This is a genomic window from Hippea alviniae EP5-r, assembly GCF_000420385.1.
GTDB classification, from domain to species: Bacteria; Campylobacterota_A; Desulfurellia; order Desulfurellales; family Hippeaceae; genus Hippea; species Hippea alviniae.
In genome coordinates this window covers 1,042,415-1,061,658 of record NZ_ATUV01000001.1, presented here as the reverse complement: position 1 = coordinate 1,061,658, position 19,244 = coordinate 1,042,415, and the positions used below count along the sequence as shown (strand labels likewise).

The window sequence follows — 19,244 nt, the reverse complement described above, 5'->3', positions numbered from 1 at the left end:
TGGGAAAGGGTTGCAAATCAAAGGGAGGGTCTCATCTATTTAACATAAAGAATCAGAGAATCCTTATTTACAGCCGTATGATGCCTTCCCATATATTCAACCTTTATTACTAAATCTGTTGCTGTTGGTGGAACTTTAATTAGTTTGCAACCATAGCTTCTGTATCCTACACCGTGTGAGTAACCTCTAAAAACTCTTCTCAAACAAGGATGTGCATTTCTAAGTAGCAATCTTCCCTTTGCAATTACTCTGTTGTTTGAGATTGTTATTATTTTCAACGAGGAGTTGTATCCTGCACCGCCGTTTATACCGTTTGTTGAGAGCGTACTAAAACATGCTGCAATGATCTTCTTGTTCTGCGGCAGTTTAAAGTGCCACTCTGCATAATGACCACTTCTTCTTAGCCAATACCAGTGCATTATCAAGTCACCGTTTGTTTTAAATCCCGTAGGAATTAATTTAACCGGATTCGAAGATGCATTTTTAGGAGCACCAATGAATAAAACGACCAGTGTCAAAACAATTAACCACAATCTTTTCATGGTATGTACCTCCTAAATTAAAATTATATGCAAATGTTATACATTAAGTTTATTGTTGTCAAGTTGTATTTGTTTTTTGCTTTGTCTTGATTTTTCTTCTGCTCTCCTTTAATATTAAGCAGAAAAAAACAAGAAGAAGGGGAAAAGATGCTAAGCGTATTAAAAAAGATATTTGGAACACAGAACGATAGGATTTTAAAGTCGATTCAACCGTATGTAAACAAGATAAACGACAGAGAGAGCTGGGCAAAATCCTTAAGTAATGAACAGATAAAAGATGAGATAAAAAAACTCGAAGAGCAGTATCATAAAAAGAATGACTTGGATGCTATTTTAGTTGACTCTTTTGCCTTAACCAGAGAGACAGCAAGAAGAACACTTAATATGAGACACTTCGATGTTCAGCTTATAGGTGGCTATGTGCTTCATAAGGGCATGGTTGCCGAAATGAAAACAGGTGAAGGTAAAACGCTTGTTGCAACCCTGCCTTTGGTGTTGAATGCAATGACAAGACGCGGCGTTCATCTTGTTACGGTTAACGATTATTTAGCAAAAAGGGACGCCCTTTGGATGGGTCCAATTTATCTATTTTTGGGTTTTAGTGTTGGTGTTATTCAGCAACAGAATAAATCATTTTTAGTCGAGTGGGACGATAAAGAGAAGTTTACAACAAAACTTGTGCCATGTTCGAGAAAGGAAGCCTATCAGGCAGATATAACATACGGCACGAATAGTGAGTTTGGCTTTGATTATCTGCGTGATAATATGAGCTATTCGCTTGACGATTATGTGCAAAGGGACTTTTACTATGCCATAGTTGACGAAGTTGACTCGATATTGATAGACGAAGCAAGAACACCGCTAATAATATCTGGCGTTGCAGACAAGCCATCTTCTTTGTATTACAAGATAGATAAAGCAGTTAGGCAACTCAAACCAGAAGATTACGAAGTTGACGAAAAGACGAAAAATGCCGTTCTGACTGACTCTGGTGTCGAGAAGATACAAAAGATTTTGGGATTGAAGAATCTATACGATATCGAGAATATAGAGATTCTGCACATGGTTAATCAATCTTTGAAGGCTCATACGGTCTATTTAAGGGATAGGGATTACATAGTTAAGGACGGAAAGGCAATAATAGTTGATGAGTTTACCGGACGATTGATGCCAGATAGAAGATACTCAGATGGCCTGCATCAGGCAATAGAAGCAAAAGAGCATTTAAGGATTCAAAAGGAGTCTCAAACGCTTGCATCAATAACATTTCAGAATTACTTTAGGATGTATGAGAAGCTTGCAGGTATGACAGGAACGGCAGCAACAGAAGCCAGAGAATTTAAGGAGATTTACAACCTTGAAGTTGTCGTTATACCAACAAACAAACCCGTAATAAGAATAGACCACAATGATTTGGTATTTAAGACGCACAGAGAGAAGGTGAATGCAATAATAAAGGAGATTGAAGAGAGACATAAAAAAGGCCAACCTGTCTTGGTCGGAACGACAAGCGTTGAAAAGTCCGAAGAGCTCCACAAGATTCTCGTTAAGAAAAGGATTCCGCATGCTGTCTTAAACGCTAAACATCACGAGAAGGAAGCAGAGATTATCGCACACGCTGGAGAGCCCGGCAGAGTCACGATAGCAACAAATATGGCAGGGCGTGGCGTTGATATAAAACTTACAGAAGAGAGTAAAAAACTCGGTGGTTTGTTCATTCTTGGAACTGAAAGACATGAATCAAGAAGAATAGACAATCAGCTAAGGGGAAGGTCAGGCAGACAGGGAGACCCGGGAGAGTCAAGATTTTTCTTATCCTTAGAAGATGATTTACTAAGGATATTTGGTTCAGAGAGAATAAAGATTTTAATGGATAAATTGGGCGTTGAAGAAGGAGAAGCGATAGAGAATAAAATGGTAAGCAGGGCAATAGAAAATGCCCAAAAGAAGGTTGAAGATTACAACTTTGAGATAAGAAAAAACCTGCTTGAGTATGACGATGTTATGAATAAACAGAGACAGGTAATATACGAGCAGAGAAGAAGCATACTTGAAGGTAAGGATTTAAAAGAAGACATTTTGGGCTATGTGGATTCTATAATCGACGATTTGGCAGACCAGTTCTTGCCGGATAAGGTTGACCCGACAAACTGGGATGTTGAAGGCTTTAATAAAGAGACAAGAAGAATATTTGATAAGACTTTTAAGATAGATACACAAGAGCTTTCAAAAACAAAACAGAGACACAAACTGCTTGAGCAGATAAAAGAAGAGCTAAAGAAAGAATACAATGATAAGGAAGAGCTTATCGGCTCTGAAGAGATGAGAAATTTAGAGAGACAGATAATGCTTCAGATTGTGGATATGCACTGGAGAGAGCATTTGAAGAATATGGATTATCTGCGCGATGCAGTGGGTTTGAGAGGGTATGGCCAAAGAGACCCATTGGTTGAGTATAAAAAGGTGTCGTTTGATGAGTTTGAAGATATGGTTAGAAGGATTCAGGAAGACACTGTCGCATCAATATATCATATAAGGATAGTGTTTGAGTAAGTTCTATATTGATACGCCGTTTGATAGGTGGTTGATTTTTGATATAAAGGAGAAAATTAACTCTATCAGCTTTTCAGAAGAAAAAAGTGGAATTGAGCTTTCTAATCATCTAAAAAGGGAAGTTTTGACAGTATTTGAAAGAAGAGACTTGGAGTTTTTTGATTACTCTTCTTTAAACACATCTTCTCTTTCTGAAAAAGCAAAACTGCTTTATAGTTTTTTAATAAAGACAAAAACTGGTGAGACATTCACATATTCAGAAGTTGCAAAAGAGCTTTTTGGTGATGAGAAATACAGACGTGCAACTGCCATGCTTCTTAAATCAAACAGATTTGCATTTTTTGTTCCGTGTCATAGGGTTGTTGCAAAAAACGGTATTGGCGGCTATTCTGCTGGTGTTGAGTTAAAACTAAATATATTAAAATGGGAGAAAGGAGAGTTGTTATGAGAAGAGAATCAGGATGGAGCGGCTTTTGGTGTGGCCTTTTTATAGCTGTTGGGCTTGTTGTGTTTGGTTATTTTATCTCAACAACGGCCGTTAAAGTAAAAAATATGGAAAGGACTGTGAGCGTTAAAGGATTGGCAGAAAGGCTCGTCAAAGCAGATATAGCCATCTATCCTATAAGGTTTGATGTTGCAGACAACAATCCATTGAAGCTTTATGATAAGATAAAGGCTTCAAAAAGTGCCATTTTGAAATTTTTAAAGGACGAAGGTTTTAGTCAAGACGAGATTTTCATCTCGCCGCCACAAATAACGGATAATTATGCAAGCGGGTTTAACCAAAACGCTAAATTTAGATATTCAGCCGTTGGCGTGATAACGGTTTATACAAACAAGGTTGATAAGGTTGTAAGTTTGGGAAAAGACCTTTACAAGCTAACGCAGATGGGCATAATGGCAAGCAACGAGAAGTTTCAGACAAACTATCTCTTTACACATCTGAACAAAATAAAGCCTATTATGGTTGAAGAAGCGATAAAAAACGCCCAAAAGGCAGCCGAGCAGTTCGCCATGCAGTCTCATTCTAAATTAGGAAAGATAAAGACGGCATCTCAAGGTTATTTTTCCATAACAGACAGAGACCCTAACACACCTTACATAAAGCGGGTTAGGGTTGTTGTAAGGGTTGTGTACTATTTGCGTTAATACAAAAACCCGAATAATCATAACTGTGCTTTACAAAGATTGCTCCCAATTTTGCATAAGTTCTCAAAATCTGATAATCAAAATTGGTATATTTATAAGGATGGATATGGAGCAGAGATAAGTTTTATCTAACTTGAGGTGGATTTTTACCGTTTTTTTGTATTTTGTATATATACCTACAGATCAAATAAACAAGCTCACTCAAGAAACGATTCGTTGTTTAAATTTACTTTTTGTTTTATCATTTTCCCAATTTGATTATTATTAAAGCCTTCGGCGGTATTGGTTGTATAAATAATTTCTTCTAATCGGTTCGGAATATTCAAAATTGTCGAAACAATTTATTCTGCTTTTAGGGTATCTATCATTGAAAGTATACTCTTAACAGGTGTAAATGTACTCCCGACAAACTGTTTATGATGCATTATGTAGATAGAAGGCAGGCTTTTAAAAAGATGTGAACATGTACGCCTTGAAATAGAAAACGAATAAAGGGGCTATTCGCCCCCTATTTTTCAGCGGGCTACATTCATCTCACCTTCCGCGACATAATCCGGCACCACATGTATGCCATCGTAGTAAATTTTCAACTTACCCATTATCATACCTTCATAAGACAGTGGCACAGCCCACGAATTCTCGGGCGCGAGATACTCAACCCCATCCAACACAGCAGAACCACTAACAACCTGAGGTAAAAGCGTCTCTGCCCTTCTTAAAGCCTTCTGAGTTACCTGAGCCGACGAAACCACAAAACCCATGGGAAGTACTCTCCCAGTGGCAGGATCAAAGTTCACTACGGCAACAACCCTACCCTGATACAGTATGGCACCCTTAAGTTGTTGAACACCACCGGGACCCACAAACGTCCATATCTTTCCGGGACGCATGTACTTCTTTACACTCCTCGCTGACTCCAGAACTTGACCCACATTATTCAACACACCGATAGAAACCGTTCCGGGTGCCACAGGTGGCGGCATTGGTTGAACTGCACTATTGGGTGGCGGTGGAGCTCCAGGTGGTGCCGCTGCAGATGGTGCACCAGGCGGTGGTGGGGCACCAGGTGGAGGTGCAGGAGCCTGTGGAGCAACGCCTGGTGGAGCAGGAGTTGCAACGGGTTGTCCCGTAGTTTGCACCGAACTACCGGATGGCAGAATTGGGGGAGCCTGTTGAGCCATAGCGATCACAGAAGACATAACAACACTAACAAGCACAAAAACAAATAAAACCTGTCTCATAGCAAAACCTTCTAAGAATCCTTTTCTTTCAATCGTTTCACATCCTCTTCCAGTCTCCTTAACCTCTCGTTTATGTCATTTAAAGCCTGAATGATGTAGTCTGTTTTATCCTTTCCCTTTTCGTCCAGCCTCTTCCAAAATATAAAAGCAAACACTACAATCCCAATAAACCCCAGAATAAGCCACCCTATTGCCATAACCCCGGGACCACCCAGCAGGGGTGGAGGTGGACCTGGAGGCCCGGGTGCACATCCGTAAATTGCAAAGAGAAGCAAAAAAAACACCCAAATGATATATCTCATACGACACCTCCTTATTTCCTTAATGTTAATGTCTTAATGTTAATGTATAGTTTAAATATATTTTATTAAGAAGTCACAAAGGAAACATTAAAAAAGTATTAAATTTTTACTCAACGGGAACAAACAACCTGAAAAAAGAACCTCTCCCGGGCTCACTTTCAACCTCTACCCTACCGCCGTGCGCCTCCACTACAGATCTAACGAGCGTAAGTCCAAGACCCGCTCCAGAAGACTTTCCATCTCTGTAAAACGGTTCAAATATATGAGATAAAACATCCGGGGATACACCAACTCCATTATCCTTAACGCCAATAACAACACCGTTCTCAACAAGCTGCCAACCAACTTCAATAACACCACCTTCATCTGTATACTTAACAGCGTTATGAATAAGGTTGAACAGAGCTTGCATCAGCATATCCCTGTCAGCAAAAACCTCAACAAATGGGCCTTCCCTCAAAACAATTTTCCTGCCCGAATTTGGAAAACCAGTCACACACTCCCGAACGAGACTCCCAACATCTACTCTGGTTTTCTTAAGATGAATTGCCCCATCCAATTTGGCTATATCAAGCAACCTATCACACACATTGGCAAGTCTCTCTGTCTCCTTCAATATGCCCCTTGACAGGCTTTTAACCTCCTCGGGCCTCTTGAGTGAGCTTCTTAAAAGCACCTCGGCTGACCCCTTTAGAGCCGTCAATGGAGTTTTAAGCTCATGGGCGGCATTCGCCACAAACCTCTTCTGGGCAGTAAAAACAGTATTCATCCTCTCAACCATCTCATCAAACACACTGGCAAGCCTTCCTATCTCATCACCCCTTTTCGGAAGATGAACCCTTCTGTCAAGGTTACCTTCTGAGATTTCCTTGCATGTGTCAATAACCCTGTTTAGTCCACTGAGAGCTGACGATATCATCACCGCTCCGAGAACCACACCCATAATTAAAGTTATTACAACACCAACGCCCAGATAGAGAGCGTGAGTCATCAGGATATTGTTTATATCCTTAAGAGAAGAACTTAATTGAACGACGCCTACAATATCCTTTCCACTGGGAGACTTTCTCAACGGAATTAAATCCACCAAGACTTCATGTCCTCTGTGTTTCACTATATAAGTAACATCGTTATCACCAGAAAGAGCCTTTTTGTAGTAGAAAGAAACAGGTTCGGGAGGTACAGGTTCTTCAGGCAGAACCTTGCCGTTAGCTATAGGTTTGCCGTTTTTATCAAGAATCAAAGCAACGGCATTCCTGGAAGTCAAATCCCTTGCAAGCGGGAAAGCAATACTCCTGAGTTCTACCCCACCTTTTTTGCTGTATAACCAATGTTGAATCACGGGTTTTGCCCTCGCCCTCATATCCGCTGCAACACGCTCTATCAATAAAGCTTTTGTGTCCATAAAAAAACTAATACCAAGTATACCGGCTATCAGAGCGAGCAAAAACGAATAAAAAACAACAAGACGGGCTTTCAAGGAAAGTCTTTCCAGGCCCCTCACACCTCCTCCTCAGGATGAAAGGCGTAACCTACCCCATAATGCGTCTTTATCAATTTAGGCGGTTTATCACCTATCTTATCCCTTAAATGGCTTATATGGACATCCACTATGTTCGTGCCACCAGAATAATTATACCCAAACACACTTTCCAGAAGTTCTTCCCTCGTAAAAACCCTCCTTGGATGTTTCATAAGCATTTCAAGCAACGAGAACTCTTTGGGAGTAAGATAAATACGCTCTCCATGAACAAAAACATCTCTCGTTTCCATATTTAGAACAATGCCCCCACCAGCAACCTCATTTGTTTTACCTAACCCGCCAAACCGCCTCAGTATGGCTCTTATACGTGCCAACAACTCATCGAAACTAAAAGGCTTTGTAACATAATCATCCGCACCAGCATTGAGCCCTTCAACCCTGTCTTCAACATCCTTCTTGGCTGTAAGCATTAAAATGGGAGTATCGATTCCCAAGCTCCTTACTCTCCTACACACCTCAAAACCGTCAATGTCGGGTAACATAATATCAAGAATTACAAGGTCAACCTTATCTCTTTTCAGAAATTCCAAACATTTTTCCCCGCTGTCCACACTTACCGTGTCAAACCCTTCGTATCTTAATCCTATCCTCAAAAACTCCACTATGGTTTGTTCATCCTCTACAATCAAAATCCTAAAATCACTCATAAATTTGTTTACGCTTAGAACACCTTATTGATTCTCCCTGCAGGCAAATTGTATATTTAAAACTCATTAAAGCAAGGAAAAATTAGATAAAATTATTCCTAAAACAACAATGATAAGTTCATTCTTTGATAATTCCTACAAGCGACTTAATTTAGAAGAGACTCTCTTTTCACAGGAACAATGAGAACTTGTAAGTAGATGGCAGCAAAAAGGAAGAGCAGACAAGAAAACGGATGAGGATTGTTATAGACACCAATATTTTAGTTTGGGTTTGTAAACCTATTTGTGTAAACTTATAAATACTGCGACGACAAGCCAGCCACAATAATTAACTTATTTTAAGAGAAGTAAAGGTTTTTTATAACAACAAAACTCGACGAGCATAGAAATATTTTTCTTAGGAATAAAATTGAATTTGAAAAAGAGAGTTAGTTGATTCGCTTTTCTAAGTGGAAGAAGAATTTGTCGTTGTATAGCTAATATAAAAATACCCGGTGATGCTGATAAAAAATTCTTGAGGTTGTAAATTTAGTAGGTTTGATTGTTTAACCGTAGACAATATCGGACCTACCATAGTTAGAGAAAACTAATAACAACCCTCTCTTCTTTGAAAAATTTTCTAAATCGAATTCCATATGGGATAATCAAAAAGTTCCTTAGTCCAAAATTACCTTATCCTATCTTTGCCTTCAGTTCTTCAAGCTCCCGTTTCTTTTCGAGCAAAAGCTTTGTGTTTTTCTCTATCTCTTTTAGTTTATCTTCAACCTGTTTTTCGTTTTCCTGTTTGAGCTTTATGGCTTTGTTGAGAGCATCCTGTATAGCTTCTATTGTTAAGTCAAGTTTGTCTTTGAGCTGGTCTTTGAACTTAAATGTTGTTTCTCTAACCCTTTTTGTTAAATCGTATCTAACCCTTCCGCAATGCCTATCGAACAACTCAATGGTTGTATTTTTGATATGTTTCTGAGCTATCTTTTTGCCTATAAAAAACGGCAATTTTGTTCTGAAAGTTGTTGCAAATATGTTTAAAATGCCCATCTGGTCTTCCAGCATAAAGTAAAAATCGCTTTTCTGTGTTAATTTTTCCGTATCAACATAGGCGTTTAATTTAACATCAAAGATGGAAGATGCCGTATTTATAATCTCTTCTATTTTTGCATTTATTCTCTTTGCTAAATCTTCGTAAATTCTTTCAACCTTATCCGAGATTATATCTGACTGCTCTTTTCTCCATTCTGAGAATATCTCCATGATGTATCCATTCATTTTTTGCGTCATATAGTTTTCAAACTCTTCAGTGCTTAGTTTTTCTTTTGATTTTTCTTCAAAGTGTTTTTGCATTTTCTCTATAAGTGGAGGTAGTTGAGCTTCCTTTAGTTTCTCTATCTCTTCGTCTAACTCTTTATAGATTTTGTCTATTCGTTTATCTAAAATATACTCATACTCTTCTGCTTCATCTTTTACTGTTTTTATGAACCCATCAAACTTTTTAACCTTCTCTGTTAACTCTTCAATGGAGAGCTTTTGAGTCTCTTTTTGAAGCTTATAGGCTGTAAGCTCGTTGTTTATGTGTCTTAGAAGAGCATTTATTACGCTGATAGCTATTATATTCATTCTCTCTTTTGCTATAAACTCTTCCAATGACTCTTCAATCGCCTTTATTTTTGACTGCTTCAAAAGGTGAGAGTCTTTGTTGATTTTTGCCTTTAATGCGGTTTTGGCAGATATAGGGTAAATTCTTATATTATCGTTTTGTGTGCGCTCTTTTAATAAAGATTTGTTGAATTCAACTACTTCGTCGAGTTCGTCTTCGGAAACTATGTCTATCTTATTCAAGACAAAGAAAAACTTTTCAGTGTAAACCCTTACATTTTTTAAGAATTCAATCTCTGCTTCAGTTAATGGTGGGTCTGGACTCATAACAAATACAGCAGCATCGCAATAGGGCAAAAAACTCAAGGCAACATCGGTATTATGTTTAAACACGCTTCCTATACCCGGCGTGTCTATTATCCTTACGCCTTTTTTCAAATACTCCGACGGGTGAAATACATATACTTCTTTAACATTGAGCTTGTTTTTTGGGTTGTGCTTCTCTGTAACATACTTCTCTATCTCTTTTATATCTATTTCCCTTTCGCTGTTGTCTAAAAATTTAACTTTGGCTTTTTTTGTTGGAGAATATGAGATTATCGTTACAATTGAAGTTAAAGGTAAAATAGAAGATGGAACGATATTATCACCGAGTAGAGCGTTTATAAAAGTTGATTTACCTCTTTTAAACTGGCCTACAACAACAAGATTGAACTGTTCAGACTCAAGCTTATTTAAAGCTTTATCCAAAGCAGTGCTTTTAGGTGTTATCTCTTTAAGAGAATTTATCTCTTTTTTGAGTATATCTTTTATATTCTGCATGAATACACCCCCTACCACTTAGTTTTAGGTAGAGGTCATCATCCCGAAGGTGGGCTTTTAAGGCTGACCTCATAGCCTTTTAGTGCTGATAATATAAAAGAGAAAAGAAAAAATCAACAGAAGCATAAAACAAATTTTTGGTTGACAAAAGCTAAAGAATTTGTATAGTTAATCTTGCTTTTAGCTTGAAGGGGCCCATAGCTCAGTTGGCTAGAGCCACCGGCTCATAACCGGTTGGTCCCAGGTTCGAGTCCTGGTGGGCCCACCAACTTATTTAATGAGAGTAGAAGAGGTAGTAGGTTACTTAGAAGCATACTTCCCTTTAAGCCTTCAGGAAGGCTGGGATAACTCTGGCCTTCAAGTTTCCCCTAAGGATAATTCCATAAAAGGCATACTGTTAGCGTTAGATATAACAACAGGCACGATAGATGAAGCTGTTGAGTTTGGTTGTAATCTTATAATTGCCCATCATCCATTGATTTTCTCATCAACAAAGAAGATATTTAACCACTTCTATCCGTTCAATGTGGTTTATAAAGCCGTTGAGAACGGTATAGGGATTTATGCCTTTCATACCAATCTTGATATCGCAGAGGGCGGCTTAAACGATTATCTGTGTGATTTGCTTGATTTGAGAGATGTTCAGGTACTTCAGGAGCATAAGCCTTTAAGAGTTGGTGTTTTGGATAGGGATTATACACTTGATGAGTTCGCTAATTTTGTTAAGGAGAAACTCGGCGTTGATACGCTGAAGGTTATAGAAGCTGATGATAAACCTATAAGAAAAGTTGCAGTATGTTCTGGTAGTTGTATGGATTTGCTTAATGATATAAAAGAGCTTGATTTTGACCTGTTTTTGAGTGGGGATTTAAAACATCATATTGCCATTTTTGCTAAAGAGACGGGTATAAATGTAATTGATGCAACGCATTTTCATACAGAGAAATTCTCAAAAGAGATTTTATTCAAGTTGCTTAAAGATAAATTTGAAAATCTTAGAATTTTTATATCAAAAAGGGATGAATTGCCGTGGAAATACTTATAAGGAGGTGTCAATTTGAATCCAGACTTGAAAAAATTACTTGATATTCAACAGTACGATAAGGAGATAGCGTCCTTAGAAGCCGAATTAAAAAGGCTTGAGTCTAAAGAGGATAAGATTGTAGAAGTTGTTGAAACGAAGAAGGTTCAAATAGCTGATGCAAGAGAAGAGATTGAGGAAGTAAAGAAAGACATAGAAGAAAAAGAGAACCTTCTCGAAGAAACGATTGAAAATCTTAAAAAGTTGGAGATAAAACTGAGTGGCGTGTCAACTGAAAAGCAGATGCAAGCTGTAAATACTGAGATAGATATAGCAAAGACCAATAAAACTGTGTTGGAAGAGAAGTTAGAAACCTTAAAAGAAGAGCTTTCTTTGAAAGAAAAGGGGCTTAAGGAACTTGAAGATAGGTATGAGCAACTTCTTAAAACACTTGATGAGTATAGGAACAAGTTTGATAAAAGGAGAGAGGAAATTAATGAAAAGATAAAAGAAATAAACAAAACAAAAGAAGAATTGTTGCCAACTATTGATAAGAAAGTATTTAAAAAATATGAGAGAATCAATAGATGGGCTAAAGGAACGGCTATTGTTCCAGTAAGGCAGGAAGCCTGTTATGGCTGTTTTATGAAGCTTACACCACAGGTTTTGGCACTGCTTGAAGAGACTGATGAGATAGTCTATTGTCCAAACTGTGGAAGAATGCTCTATTTGGAAGAGATAGAGCTTGATGAAGATTAAAGGGTTTTTTGAAGAGCTTTTTAAAGAAGGCTCAATAGACGGGGTGCTTAAAAAGTACCCCGAACTCACCTTTGATGATGTAAAATCGTTTTTTGAAGAAGTTATAAACAGGTTTGATGATGAAGATAAGGTTGAGTTGTATGTTGATGGTGCATCGTCTGGAAATCCTGGGAGTGCTGGCATAGGAGTTGTAATCAAAAGTGGTGATAGGGTTTTGAAGAGCTTGTCTAAATCCATAGGTAAAACAACGAATAATGTGGCAGAGTACACAGCTCTTATTGTTGGTTTGAAAGAAGTATTGGATTTAGGAATAAAAAAAGTTTCTGTTTACAGTGATTCTGAGCTTGTTGTGAAGCAGGTAAACGGTATTTATCGTGTTAACAATGAGAGATTGAAAAAGCTCAAGTCTGAAATTGAAGACTTAAAATCCAAGTTTGATGAGTTCTCTATTACTCATGTTCCACGAGAGAAGAATAGATTTGCTGATAGACTTGCGAAAGAAGGATGTAAGTAATTTTTAATTTTTACTAAATCTTCTTTTATTTTCTTGACTTCTTTTCCTGTTTAAATAAAATTTTAGTTAGAAATTAAATTATGGAGGTGAACCATGTTTAAAAGAGTCGTGGTCTTTGTGAGTTTGGTGGCGTTTTTGATTGGTTTTGGGCTTCCCAACAAAGTATTCGCTAAAAAATATCGTAATTACATCATAGCCACAGCAACGCCAGGTGGGACTTATTATCCTGTGGGTGTTGCCATTGCAACATTGATAAATATTAAGCTTGCCAAGAAGGGCATAACAGCAACGGCAATTACATCTGCAGGAAGTGGTGAAAATATTCAGCTTCTAAAGAACAAAGAAGCAGATTTTGCTATTCTTCAAGGTCTGTTTGGCTCTATGGCTTACAACGGTAAGGGTTTGTATAAAGGAAAACCGCAAAGGTTTTTCTATGCTGTAACAGCTCTTTGGCCAAATGTTGAGCATTTCTCACTTCTTAAGAAGTATGTAAAAACTGGCAATATTATGGATTTAAAAGGTTTGCATGAGAGATTCTCAATAGGAAAAAGGGGTTCAGGAACAGAAGGTTCAGGAAAAACAATTCTTTCTGCTTTGGGTATAAGGGTTGGCAAGGATATCTATCCTGTTTATCTTGGCTATAATGCAAGCATAGATGCAATGATAAACGGTAGAATTGCCGGTGCAAATACACCAGCAGGGCCACCTGTTGCTGCTATAACAAGACTATTTGCCAAAATGGGTGCGGATAAAGTTGCTATACTCAATTTTACAGACGAGCAACTTAAAAAGATAGATTCAAAATACGATGTTTGGTTTAGGTATGTTATAAGGCCTGGAACATATCCTGGTCAGAATAAACCCATTTACACAATAGCTCAGCCGAACTTTTTGGCAGTGAGAAAAGGTATTCCACAGGAAGATGTTTATCTTATAGTAAAGACAATTTATGAAAACCTGCCTTTCTTAAGAAATATTCATAAAGCAACATACTATATGAGCTTGGATAATGCTATCAAAGGTCTTCCTGTTCCTTTGGCTGAAGGTGCTGCAAAATATTATGAAGAGAAGGGCTTGAAGATACCAAAGAAACTCATTGCAAAATAATATGGAAAAAAAGAAGAAAGAAGAGAACCTTGAGCTTATAGAATCAGAAGCTGGCTCTTCCATTCGCCTAAGAAACCCGGATAATCTGGGTTTCTTAGGTTTGCTTATTAAAGTAGCAAGCGTGTTTTTAGCTGTTTTTGCATTATGGTATAACAGCTTTGGTGTTATTTCAGAGCTTCATCAAAATGCTATATTCTTCTCAATTATTGGGTTTGTAGGATTTATTCTGTATCCACTCTCCAAAAAGAGAGCAAAACAGACGCTGCCTATTGATACATTTTTGGCATTTCTTGTTCTTGTAAGTGGTTTGTATATTGTGTTCTTTGAAAATACGATACATGCAAGGAATGAAGTGCTAATCTTAAGGGACATAATCATTGGCAGTATTGCTGTTGTTTTACTTATTGAACTTTCAAGAAGGGCTGCTGGTATAGTAATACCACTGCTTGCCATTCTGTTTTCTGCCTATGCCCTGTTTTTGGGCAAATTGATGCCGCCCGGTATGCTCAGTTTTAGGGGGATATTCTACTCAACATACATCTATCGCATGTATTTTACAAATGACGGTATATTTGGATATATTGCGACGATAGCTTCAACCTATGTGTATCTGTTTATTCTGTTTGCTGCTTTCTTTTTGAAGAGTGGGGCAGGGGATTTTATCATCGATATAGCAAAGGCTCTGCTTGGAAGGAGCGTTGGTGGGCCTGCTAAGGTTGCTGTTTTGGCAAGTGGTCTTATGGGCTCAATAACAGGGAGTTCTGTCGCAAATGTTGTTGGAACAGGTTCAATAACGATACCTTTGATGAAAAAGATAGGATTTAAACCAGAGTTTGCAGGTGGCGTTGAAACGGCTGCAAGTGTTGGTGGTCAGATGATGCCGCCGATAATGGGTGCAGGTGCTTTTATCATGGCTCAGTGGACTCAAATTCCTTACACAACAATCATAGGTAAGGCATTTATTCCGGCTCTGATGTATTATTTGGGTGTACTTTTAAATGTTCATATAAGGGCTAAAAAGAGTAACCTTAAGCCGTTGGATAGTGAAGATATACCATCTGTGAAAGAAGTTCTTAAAAAAGGATGGCATTTTCTCATTCCTTTGGCAGTTCTTGTATTTTTGCTTGTCAGTGGATATACGCCAACCTATGCTGCGATTATCAGTATAGTTGCCGTTGTTGTTTCAAGTTGGATAAGAAAAGAAACAAGAATGGGGCCAAAAGAGATAATAGATGCGATGATACTCGGCACAAGGAATATGGTTGGAACGGGCATACTTCTGCTTGTTGCAGGAATAATAGTGGGTATAATTACGCTTACCGGTTTAGGAATAACGCTGTCTATAATGGTAACATCTTTGACTTCGAACAGTATATTTTTGCTTTATCTGTTTACGGCGTTGGCTGCTCTGTTTTTAGGTATGGGTCTGCCTGTTACAGCTTCATATATTGTTCTTGCCATTTTGATTGCACCTGCTTTTAAGATGCTTGGAGTGGGAATCTTAGCTGCCAATATGGTTGTATTCTGGTTGGCAGAGACTGCAAATGTTACGCCACCTATAGCTTTGGCTGCCTTTGCTGCAAGTGGTATAGCTGGCTCAAAACCTGTTCCAACAGCTGTTGAAGGCTTTAAACTTGCCAAAGGATTGCTTTTAATTCCAATACTCTTTCTTTATACTGATTTACTTGCTGGATTTAATGTGCATGCATTAATTCCTATGATAAGTGGTCTGTTTGGTCTGTTTGGCTTTACGATTTTTCTTGAAGGGTATTGGGGCAAGCATCTAAATATATTTGAGAGAAGCCTGTTTCTTATTGCTGGTTTGCTTGCATACTATCCGAACTATGAAACAGATGCGATTGGTGTTGGTTTGGAGATAACCCTTTTTGTCTATTACTGGCTTGCTTCCAAGAAGCTAAAGAGCTGATTATTTCTCTTCTCTTACATAAGGGATACCAAGTTCCTTTGGTGGCTTTATATGGCGTGTCTTAACGATAATCGAGCTTATAACTATGACAATGAATGTTACGATGTATGGAAGCATGTTTAGAATTGCCGATGGGATTGTTGTGCCTGATGCTTGAAGTTGAAACTGAAGGGCGTTTATACCGCCAAATAGATAAGCTCCAAGTAGGGCTTTAATTGGGTCCCACATTGCGAATATGACTAATGCTATGGCTATCCAGCCTCTTCCTGCTGTTATGCCGTCAAGCCAAAATGGTGCATAGGCTGTTGTCAGATAAGCTCCACCTGCACCAGCAAGCAGACCACCAAAAAATGTCCATGTGTATCTAACCTTATAAACACTTATTCCCATAGCGTTTGATGCCTTTGCGTTCTCTCCAACAGCCCTTAGGTTTAATCCTATACTTGTTTTATAGAGTATAAACCACATAACGAACACCAACAAATACGATAAATACACGATTAAATCTTGTTTGAAAAATATGGGCCCTATAAATGGGATATTTGATAAAATTGGTATGCTCACCTGTGGGATTGTGTTGTTTATAGACATGTTTATCCACTTTTGGCCATAAAATGTTGTAAATCCAGAGCCGAAAATTGTTAAAGCAAGTCCACTAACTATCTGATTACCGCGCAGGGTTATAGAGATAAATGCATGAATTAAGGCTGAAATACCACCTGCCACTGTTCCAACGATGAAACCTATGTAGGGATTACCCGTTGAGTGTGCTGCTATGAAACCAAAAAAGGCACCGATTAGCATCATGCCTTCAACACCTAAGTTTAATATGCCAGACCTTTCTGCGAATATCTCTCCCAATGTTGGAAATAGAAGTATCGTGCCTGCTTTTACTGTATTTGCAAATAGTGTCGTGTATATATCATGTGCCATACTTTTTCCACCTTATCCTGTAATGTAAAAATATTTGAGCACCAACAAGGCTAAACAGCGTTATACTCTCTATTAGCCCGACTATGCCGTATGATACTCTCATTGAGATTTGAATGGAGTATCCGCCGCTTGAAAGACCGCCAAATAACAGGGATGCTATAATTGTTAGGATTGGGTCGAGATAGGCTATCCATGCAACTATTATTGAAGTATATCCATAATCTGCGCTTATTTTAACTTGAAGGAAGTGAATAATACCAGAGACTTCAACTATCCCTGCAAGGCCGGCTAAAGCGCCGCTTATAGCCATGCTTATCATTATGTTTCTATTGACATTTATACCTGCGTATCTTGCAGCTAAGGGATTGTCTCCAATGACTTTAACTTCATACCCAAAACGTGTTTTTTTAAGAAGAAACCAGACGATAAATACAGCTATGAGTGCAAATATTATGCCAATGGTTATCCTTGTGCCTTCAAAGATTATAGGCAATTGAGCTGTTTGTGGAAATGTCTTGGATAGTGGAAATCCATAGCTTGTAGGATTTTTCCAAGGTCCATACATGAGAAATTTTAAAATATAAAGCGCTATGTAGTTTAGAAGCAGTGTTGTTATAACTTCATTGACTTCCCAAAATATTCTTAAGAGTGTCGGTATTAATGCCCATATCGCACCACCAACCATACTTGCTATAACCATTAAAGAGAGCATAACTGGTTTACTCAAACCTGCAGACATAAAGAGAGCAAAATAAGAGCCAAAAATAGCGCCCATAATGTATTGACCGTATGCACCGATATTCCAGATGTTCATCTTGAAGACAAGTATCAATCCAGCCGTTATGAGTATTAATGGCGTTGCAGCGACAATGGTTTCTGAGAATGCATACCAGCTGCCAAAGGCGTTTAGGAATAACTGTTTATATACTTCCATTGCATCAACGCCAGTTATGTAAATGGCTATAGCTCCTATGATAAGTCCGATAGCGAGTGATATTATGGGCATGAGTATTTTTAAATAGAGTGGCACAGAAGGTCTCTTTTCAAAGTATAGCATCGAGTGTTTCTCCTGCCATCATGAGTCCGATTTTGTTTATTGTTGCTTCGTCTCTATTTAGAATTCCCATAATCTTGCCTGCATGTATGACAGCTATTCTGTCAGATAGCGTCAATATCTCTTCTAAATCTTCCGATACGAGTATTACAGATTTGCCCTTTTTTGTTATCTCTATGAGTTTTTGTCTGAAGAATTGCGTTGATGCAAGGTCAAGTCCACGAGTAGGATACGAAGCTATAAGGAGTTTTGGATTTTCAAGGAGTTCTCTGGCTAATATTAACTTTTGCATATTGCCGCCTGATAGGAGTTTTATAGGAGAGAAGGGATTGTCTAACTTTACATTGTAAGAGTTAACTATCTCTCTGGTGAATCTTAAAGCTTCTTTATAATTCATTATGCCGTTTTTTGAAAGTGGATATCTGTCGTATCTCCTTAGGATAGCATTATCTATGCTTGATAAATTTGGTGCAACACCCATTGCGAGTCTATCGGCAGGGACATAATTAATTCCCTGTTTCGTTATAAACTTTGGTGTTTTGTTTGTTATATCGACACCGTCAAATATTATCTTACCCTTGGTTGCTCTTCTAAGCCCTGCTATTGTTTGGACAAGCTCCTTTTGGCCGTTGCCGGATACTCCGGCTATTCCTAATATTTCACCTTTTTTTAATTCAAAACTTACGCTATTTAGGGCTTTTGTTCCCTTATCACTTTCTGCTTCTAAATTCTCAACCTTCAGTATTATCTCATCCGATGCTGTTTTATCCTTTTTGAGTATCTCTATTGGTGATTCTCCCATCATGAATTTTGCAAGTGTTTTTTTATCTGTTTCATTTTTTGAGAATGTTTTTATAAGTTCACCTTTTCTTAAAACCGATATTCTATCTGCGACTCTCATTACTTCGTCTAACTTGTGTGTAATAAATATAATAGACTTGCCGTTTTCTTTCATTTTTTCAATAATTTTGAACAGACTTTCTGTCTCCTGCGGCCTTAGAACGGCTGTCGGCTCATCAAGAATTAGTATGTTTGCCCCTCTGAATAAGACTTTTATTATTTCAACCTTCTGCTGTTGACCAACGCTTATCTGCCATATCTTTTCGTAAGGATTTACCTTTAGTGAGTAGAGCTTCTCTATCTCTTTTAGCTTTTTTTCTGCAGCCTTTCTATTTATTACTATACCATACTCTTTCAATCCAAGCACAATATTTTCGAGAACGGTCAATGTATCAACCAGCATAAAATGTTGGTGAATCATGCCTATACCAAGCGATATAGCATCTGATGGAGATTTTATCAGAACTTTTTTACCGTTTATAAATATATCGCCTGATGTAGGCATGTATATGCCATAGAGTATATTCATAAGTGTTGTTTTTCCCGCTCCGTTTTCGCCAAGCAAAGCGTGCACTTCACCCTTTTTTAATGTAAAACTTATGTTTTTGTTGGCTATAGTTTCTGGGAACTCTTTTGTTATGTTTTTAGTTTCTAAAACAATTTCTTCCATAAGAAAATTAAAAGGGAGACCGAGATTTTT

At 38.0% G+C, this 19,244-nt stretch carries 17 protein-coding genes, 1 tRNA gene and 1 riboswitch; of the genes, 9 read left to right on the top strand and 9 right to left on the bottom strand.

The annotated features are described in order from the left end of the window. Positions 1 to 35: 35 nt before the first annotated feature. Positions 36 to 542 carry a hypothetical protein gene (locus tag G415_RS0105500; protein ID WP_022670612.1) on the bottom strand — a complete coding sequence of 169 codons (507 nt, stop codon included), beginning with the start codon at positions 540 to 542 and terminating at the stop codon, positions 36 to 38. A gap of 147 nt (positions 543 to 689) precedes the next feature. On the opposite strand from G415_RS0105500, the gene secA reads away from it, so the two are divergent. From secA to G415_RS0105485, 3 genes are read left to right on the top strand one after another with little or no spacing between them, the layout of a single operon-like run. Further along, entirely contained in the window at positions 690 to 3,095 is a 2,406-nt protein-coding gene (gene secA / locus G415_RS09980; protein ID WP_022670611.1) for a preprotein translocase subunit SecA, read from the top strand. Continuing rightward, positions 3,088 to 3,543, top strand: a complete 456-nt coding sequence (locus tag G415_RS09975; RefSeq protein WP_022670610.1) for a methylated-DNA--[protein]-cysteine S-methyltransferase — start codon at positions 3,088 to 3,090, stop codon at positions 3,541 to 3,543. Before secA ends, G415_RS09975 begins: the two co-directional genes overlap by 8 nt. Beyond that, complete coding sequence (locus G415_RS0105485) at positions 3,540 to 4,244, top strand: SIMPL domain-containing protein (RefSeq protein ID WP_022670608.1); 705 nt, start codon at positions 3,540 to 3,542, stop codon at positions 4,242 to 4,244. Before G415_RS09975 ends, G415_RS0105485 begins: the two co-directional genes overlap by 4 nt. Positions 4,245 to 4,759: 515 nt before the next feature. Here the strand turns inward: G415_RS0105485 and G415_RS11045 are convergent. The 5 genes from G415_RS11045 to G415_RS0105460 form a co-directional block, all read right to left on the bottom strand. Further along, on the bottom strand, positions 4,760 to 5,485 hold the full coding sequence (locus G415_RS11045) for a hypothetical protein (protein ID WP_022670607.1): 726 nt from the start codon (positions 5,483 to 5,485) through the stop codon (positions 4,760 to 4,762). An 11-nt stretch (positions 5,486 to 5,496) separates the two neighbouring features. After that, positions 5,497 to 5,787, bottom strand: coding sequence for a hypothetical protein (locus G415_RS0105475; protein WP_022670606.1), 291 nt, complete (start codon positions 5,785 to 5,787; stop codon positions 5,497 to 5,499). 106 nt (positions 5,788 to 5,893) lie between these two features. Then, on the bottom strand, positions 5,894 to 7,291 hold the full coding sequence (locus G415_RS0105470; protein WP_022670605.1) for a HAMP domain-containing sensor histidine kinase: 1,398 nt from the start codon (positions 7,289 to 7,291) through the stop codon (positions 5,894 to 5,896). Continuing rightward, on the bottom strand, positions 7,288 to 7,977 hold the full coding sequence (locus G415_RS0105465) for a response regulator transcription factor (protein WP_022670603.1): 690 nt from the start codon (positions 7,975 to 7,977) through the stop codon (positions 7,288 to 7,290). Before G415_RS0105465 ends, G415_RS0105470 begins: the two co-directional genes overlap by 4 nt. Before the next feature lie 672 nt (positions 7,978 to 8,649). Further along, positions 8,650 to 10,389, bottom strand: coding sequence for a dynamin family protein (locus G415_RS0105460; protein ID WP_022670602.1), 1,740 nt, complete (start codon positions 10,387 to 10,389; stop codon positions 8,650 to 8,652). 22 nt (positions 10,390 to 10,411) lie between these two features. Further along, positions 10,412 to 10,475, bottom strand: a riboswitch (Fluoride riboswitch). A 105-nt stretch (positions 10,476 to 10,580) separates the two neighbouring features. On the opposite strand from G415_RS0105460, the gene G415_RS0105455 reads away from it, so the two are divergent. The 6 genes from G415_RS0105455 to G415_RS0105430 all read left to right on the top strand — a co-directional run bounded on the left by G415_RS0105455 (position 10,581) and on the right by G415_RS0105430 (position 15,717). Then, positions 10,581 to 10,657: transfer RNA gene (locus G415_RS0105455), tRNA-Ile, on the top strand. 9 nt (positions 10,658 to 10,666) lie between these two features. Beyond that, entirely contained in the window at positions 10,667 to 11,434 is a 768-nt protein-coding gene (locus G415_RS10960; protein WP_022670601.1) for a Nif3-like dinuclear metal center hexameric protein, read from the top strand. Between the two features lie 12 nt (positions 11,435 to 11,446). Further along, positions 11,447 to 12,169, top strand: coding sequence for a zinc ribbon domain-containing protein (locus G415_RS0105445; RefSeq protein ID WP_022670599.1), 723 nt, complete (start codon positions 11,447 to 11,449; stop codon positions 12,167 to 12,169). Then, complete coding sequence (locus G415_RS0105440) at positions 12,159 to 12,683, top strand: ribonuclease HI family protein (RefSeq protein ID WP_022670598.1); 525 nt, start codon at positions 12,159 to 12,161, stop codon at positions 12,681 to 12,683. Before G415_RS0105445 ends, G415_RS0105440 begins: the two co-directional genes overlap by 11 nt. A 93-nt stretch (positions 12,684 to 12,776) precedes the next feature. Beyond that, positions 12,777 to 13,790: a TAXI family TRAP transporter solute-binding subunit gene (locus G415_RS0105435; RefSeq protein ID WP_022670597.1), complete on the top strand. Its 1,014-nt coding sequence runs from the start codon at positions 12,777 to 12,779 to the stop codon at positions 13,788 to 13,790. A gap of 1 nt (position 13,791) precedes the next feature. Further along, positions 13,792 to 15,717, top strand: coding sequence for a TRAP transporter permease (locus G415_RS0105430; RefSeq protein WP_022670596.1), 1,926 nt, complete (start codon positions 13,792 to 13,794; stop codon positions 15,715 to 15,717). On the opposite strand, the gene G415_RS0105425 is transcribed toward G415_RS0105430, so the two are convergent. From G415_RS0105425 to G415_RS0105415, 3 genes are read right to left on the bottom strand one after another with little or no spacing between them, the layout of a single operon-like run. Then, positions 15,718 to 16,650, bottom strand: a complete 933-nt coding sequence (locus G415_RS0105425) for an ABC transporter permease (protein WP_022670595.1) — start codon at positions 16,648 to 16,650, stop codon at positions 15,718 to 15,720. Next, positions 16,640 to 17,707, bottom strand: a complete 1,068-nt coding sequence (locus G415_RS0105420; protein WP_022670594.1) for an ABC transporter permease — start codon at positions 17,705 to 17,707, stop codon at positions 16,640 to 16,642. Before G415_RS0105420 ends, G415_RS0105425 begins: the two co-directional genes overlap by 11 nt. Next, positions 17,694 to 19,214 (bottom strand): ABC transporter ATP-binding protein, encoded by a 1,521-nt coding sequence (locus G415_RS0105415; RefSeq protein ID WP_022670593.1) that lies wholly within the window; start codon positions 19,212 to 19,214, stop codon positions 17,694 to 17,696. Before G415_RS0105415 ends, G415_RS0105420 begins: the two co-directional genes overlap by 14 nt. Positions 19,215 to 19,244: the final 30 nt, after the last annotated feature.

Coding starts and splice junctions, on each gene's coding strand:
- G415_RS0105500 (WP_022670612.1), bottom strand. CDS start 542: ATGAAAAGATTGTGGTTAATTGTTTTGACACTGGTCGTTTTATTCATT.
- secA (WP_022670611.1), top strand. CDS start 690: ATGCTAAGCGTATTAAAAAAGATATTTGGAACACAGAACGATAGGATT.
- G415_RS0105485 (WP_022670608.1), top strand. CDS start 3,540: ATGAGAAGAGAATCAGGATGGAGCGGCTTTTGGTGTGGCCTTTTTATA.
- G415_RS11045 (WP_022670607.1), bottom strand. CDS start 5,485: ATGAGACAGGTTTTATTTGTTTTTGTGCTTGTTAGTGTTGTTATGTCT.
- G415_RS0105475 (WP_022670606.1), bottom strand. CDS start 5,787: ATGAGATATATCATTTGGGTGTTTTTTTTGCTTCTCTTTGCAATTTAC.
- G415_RS0105465 (WP_022670603.1), bottom strand. CDS start 7,977: ATGAGTGATTTTAGGATTTTGATTGTAGAGGATGAACAAACCATAGTG.
- G415_RS0105460 (WP_022670602.1), bottom strand. CDS start 10,389: ATGCAGAATATAAAAGATATACTCAAAAAAGAGATAAATTCTCTTAAA.
- G415_RS10960 (WP_022670601.1), top strand. CDS start 10,667: ATGAGAGTAGAAGAGGTAGTAGGTTACTTAGAAGCATACTTCCCTTTA.
- G415_RS0105440 (WP_022670598.1), top strand. CDS start 12,159: ATGAAGATTAAAGGGTTTTTTGAAGAGCTTTTTAAAGAAGGCTCAATA.
- G415_RS0105435 (WP_022670597.1), top strand. CDS start 12,777: ATGTTTAAAAGAGTCGTGGTCTTTGTGAGTTTGGTGGCGTTTTTGATT.
- G415_RS0105430 (WP_022670596.1), top strand. CDS start 13,792: ATGGAAAAAAAGAAGAAAGAAGAGAACCTTGAGCTTATAGAATCAGAA.
- G415_RS0105425 (WP_022670595.1), bottom strand. CDS start 16,650: ATGGCACATGATATATACACGACACTATTTGCAAATACAGTAAAAGCA.
- G415_RS0105420 (WP_022670594.1), bottom strand. CDS start 17,707: ATGCTATACTTTGAAAAGAGACCTTCTGTGCCACTCTATTTAAAAATA.
- G415_RS0105415 (WP_022670593.1), bottom strand. CDS start 19,214: ATGGAAGAAATTGTTTTAGAAACTAAAAACATAACAAAAGAGTTCCCA.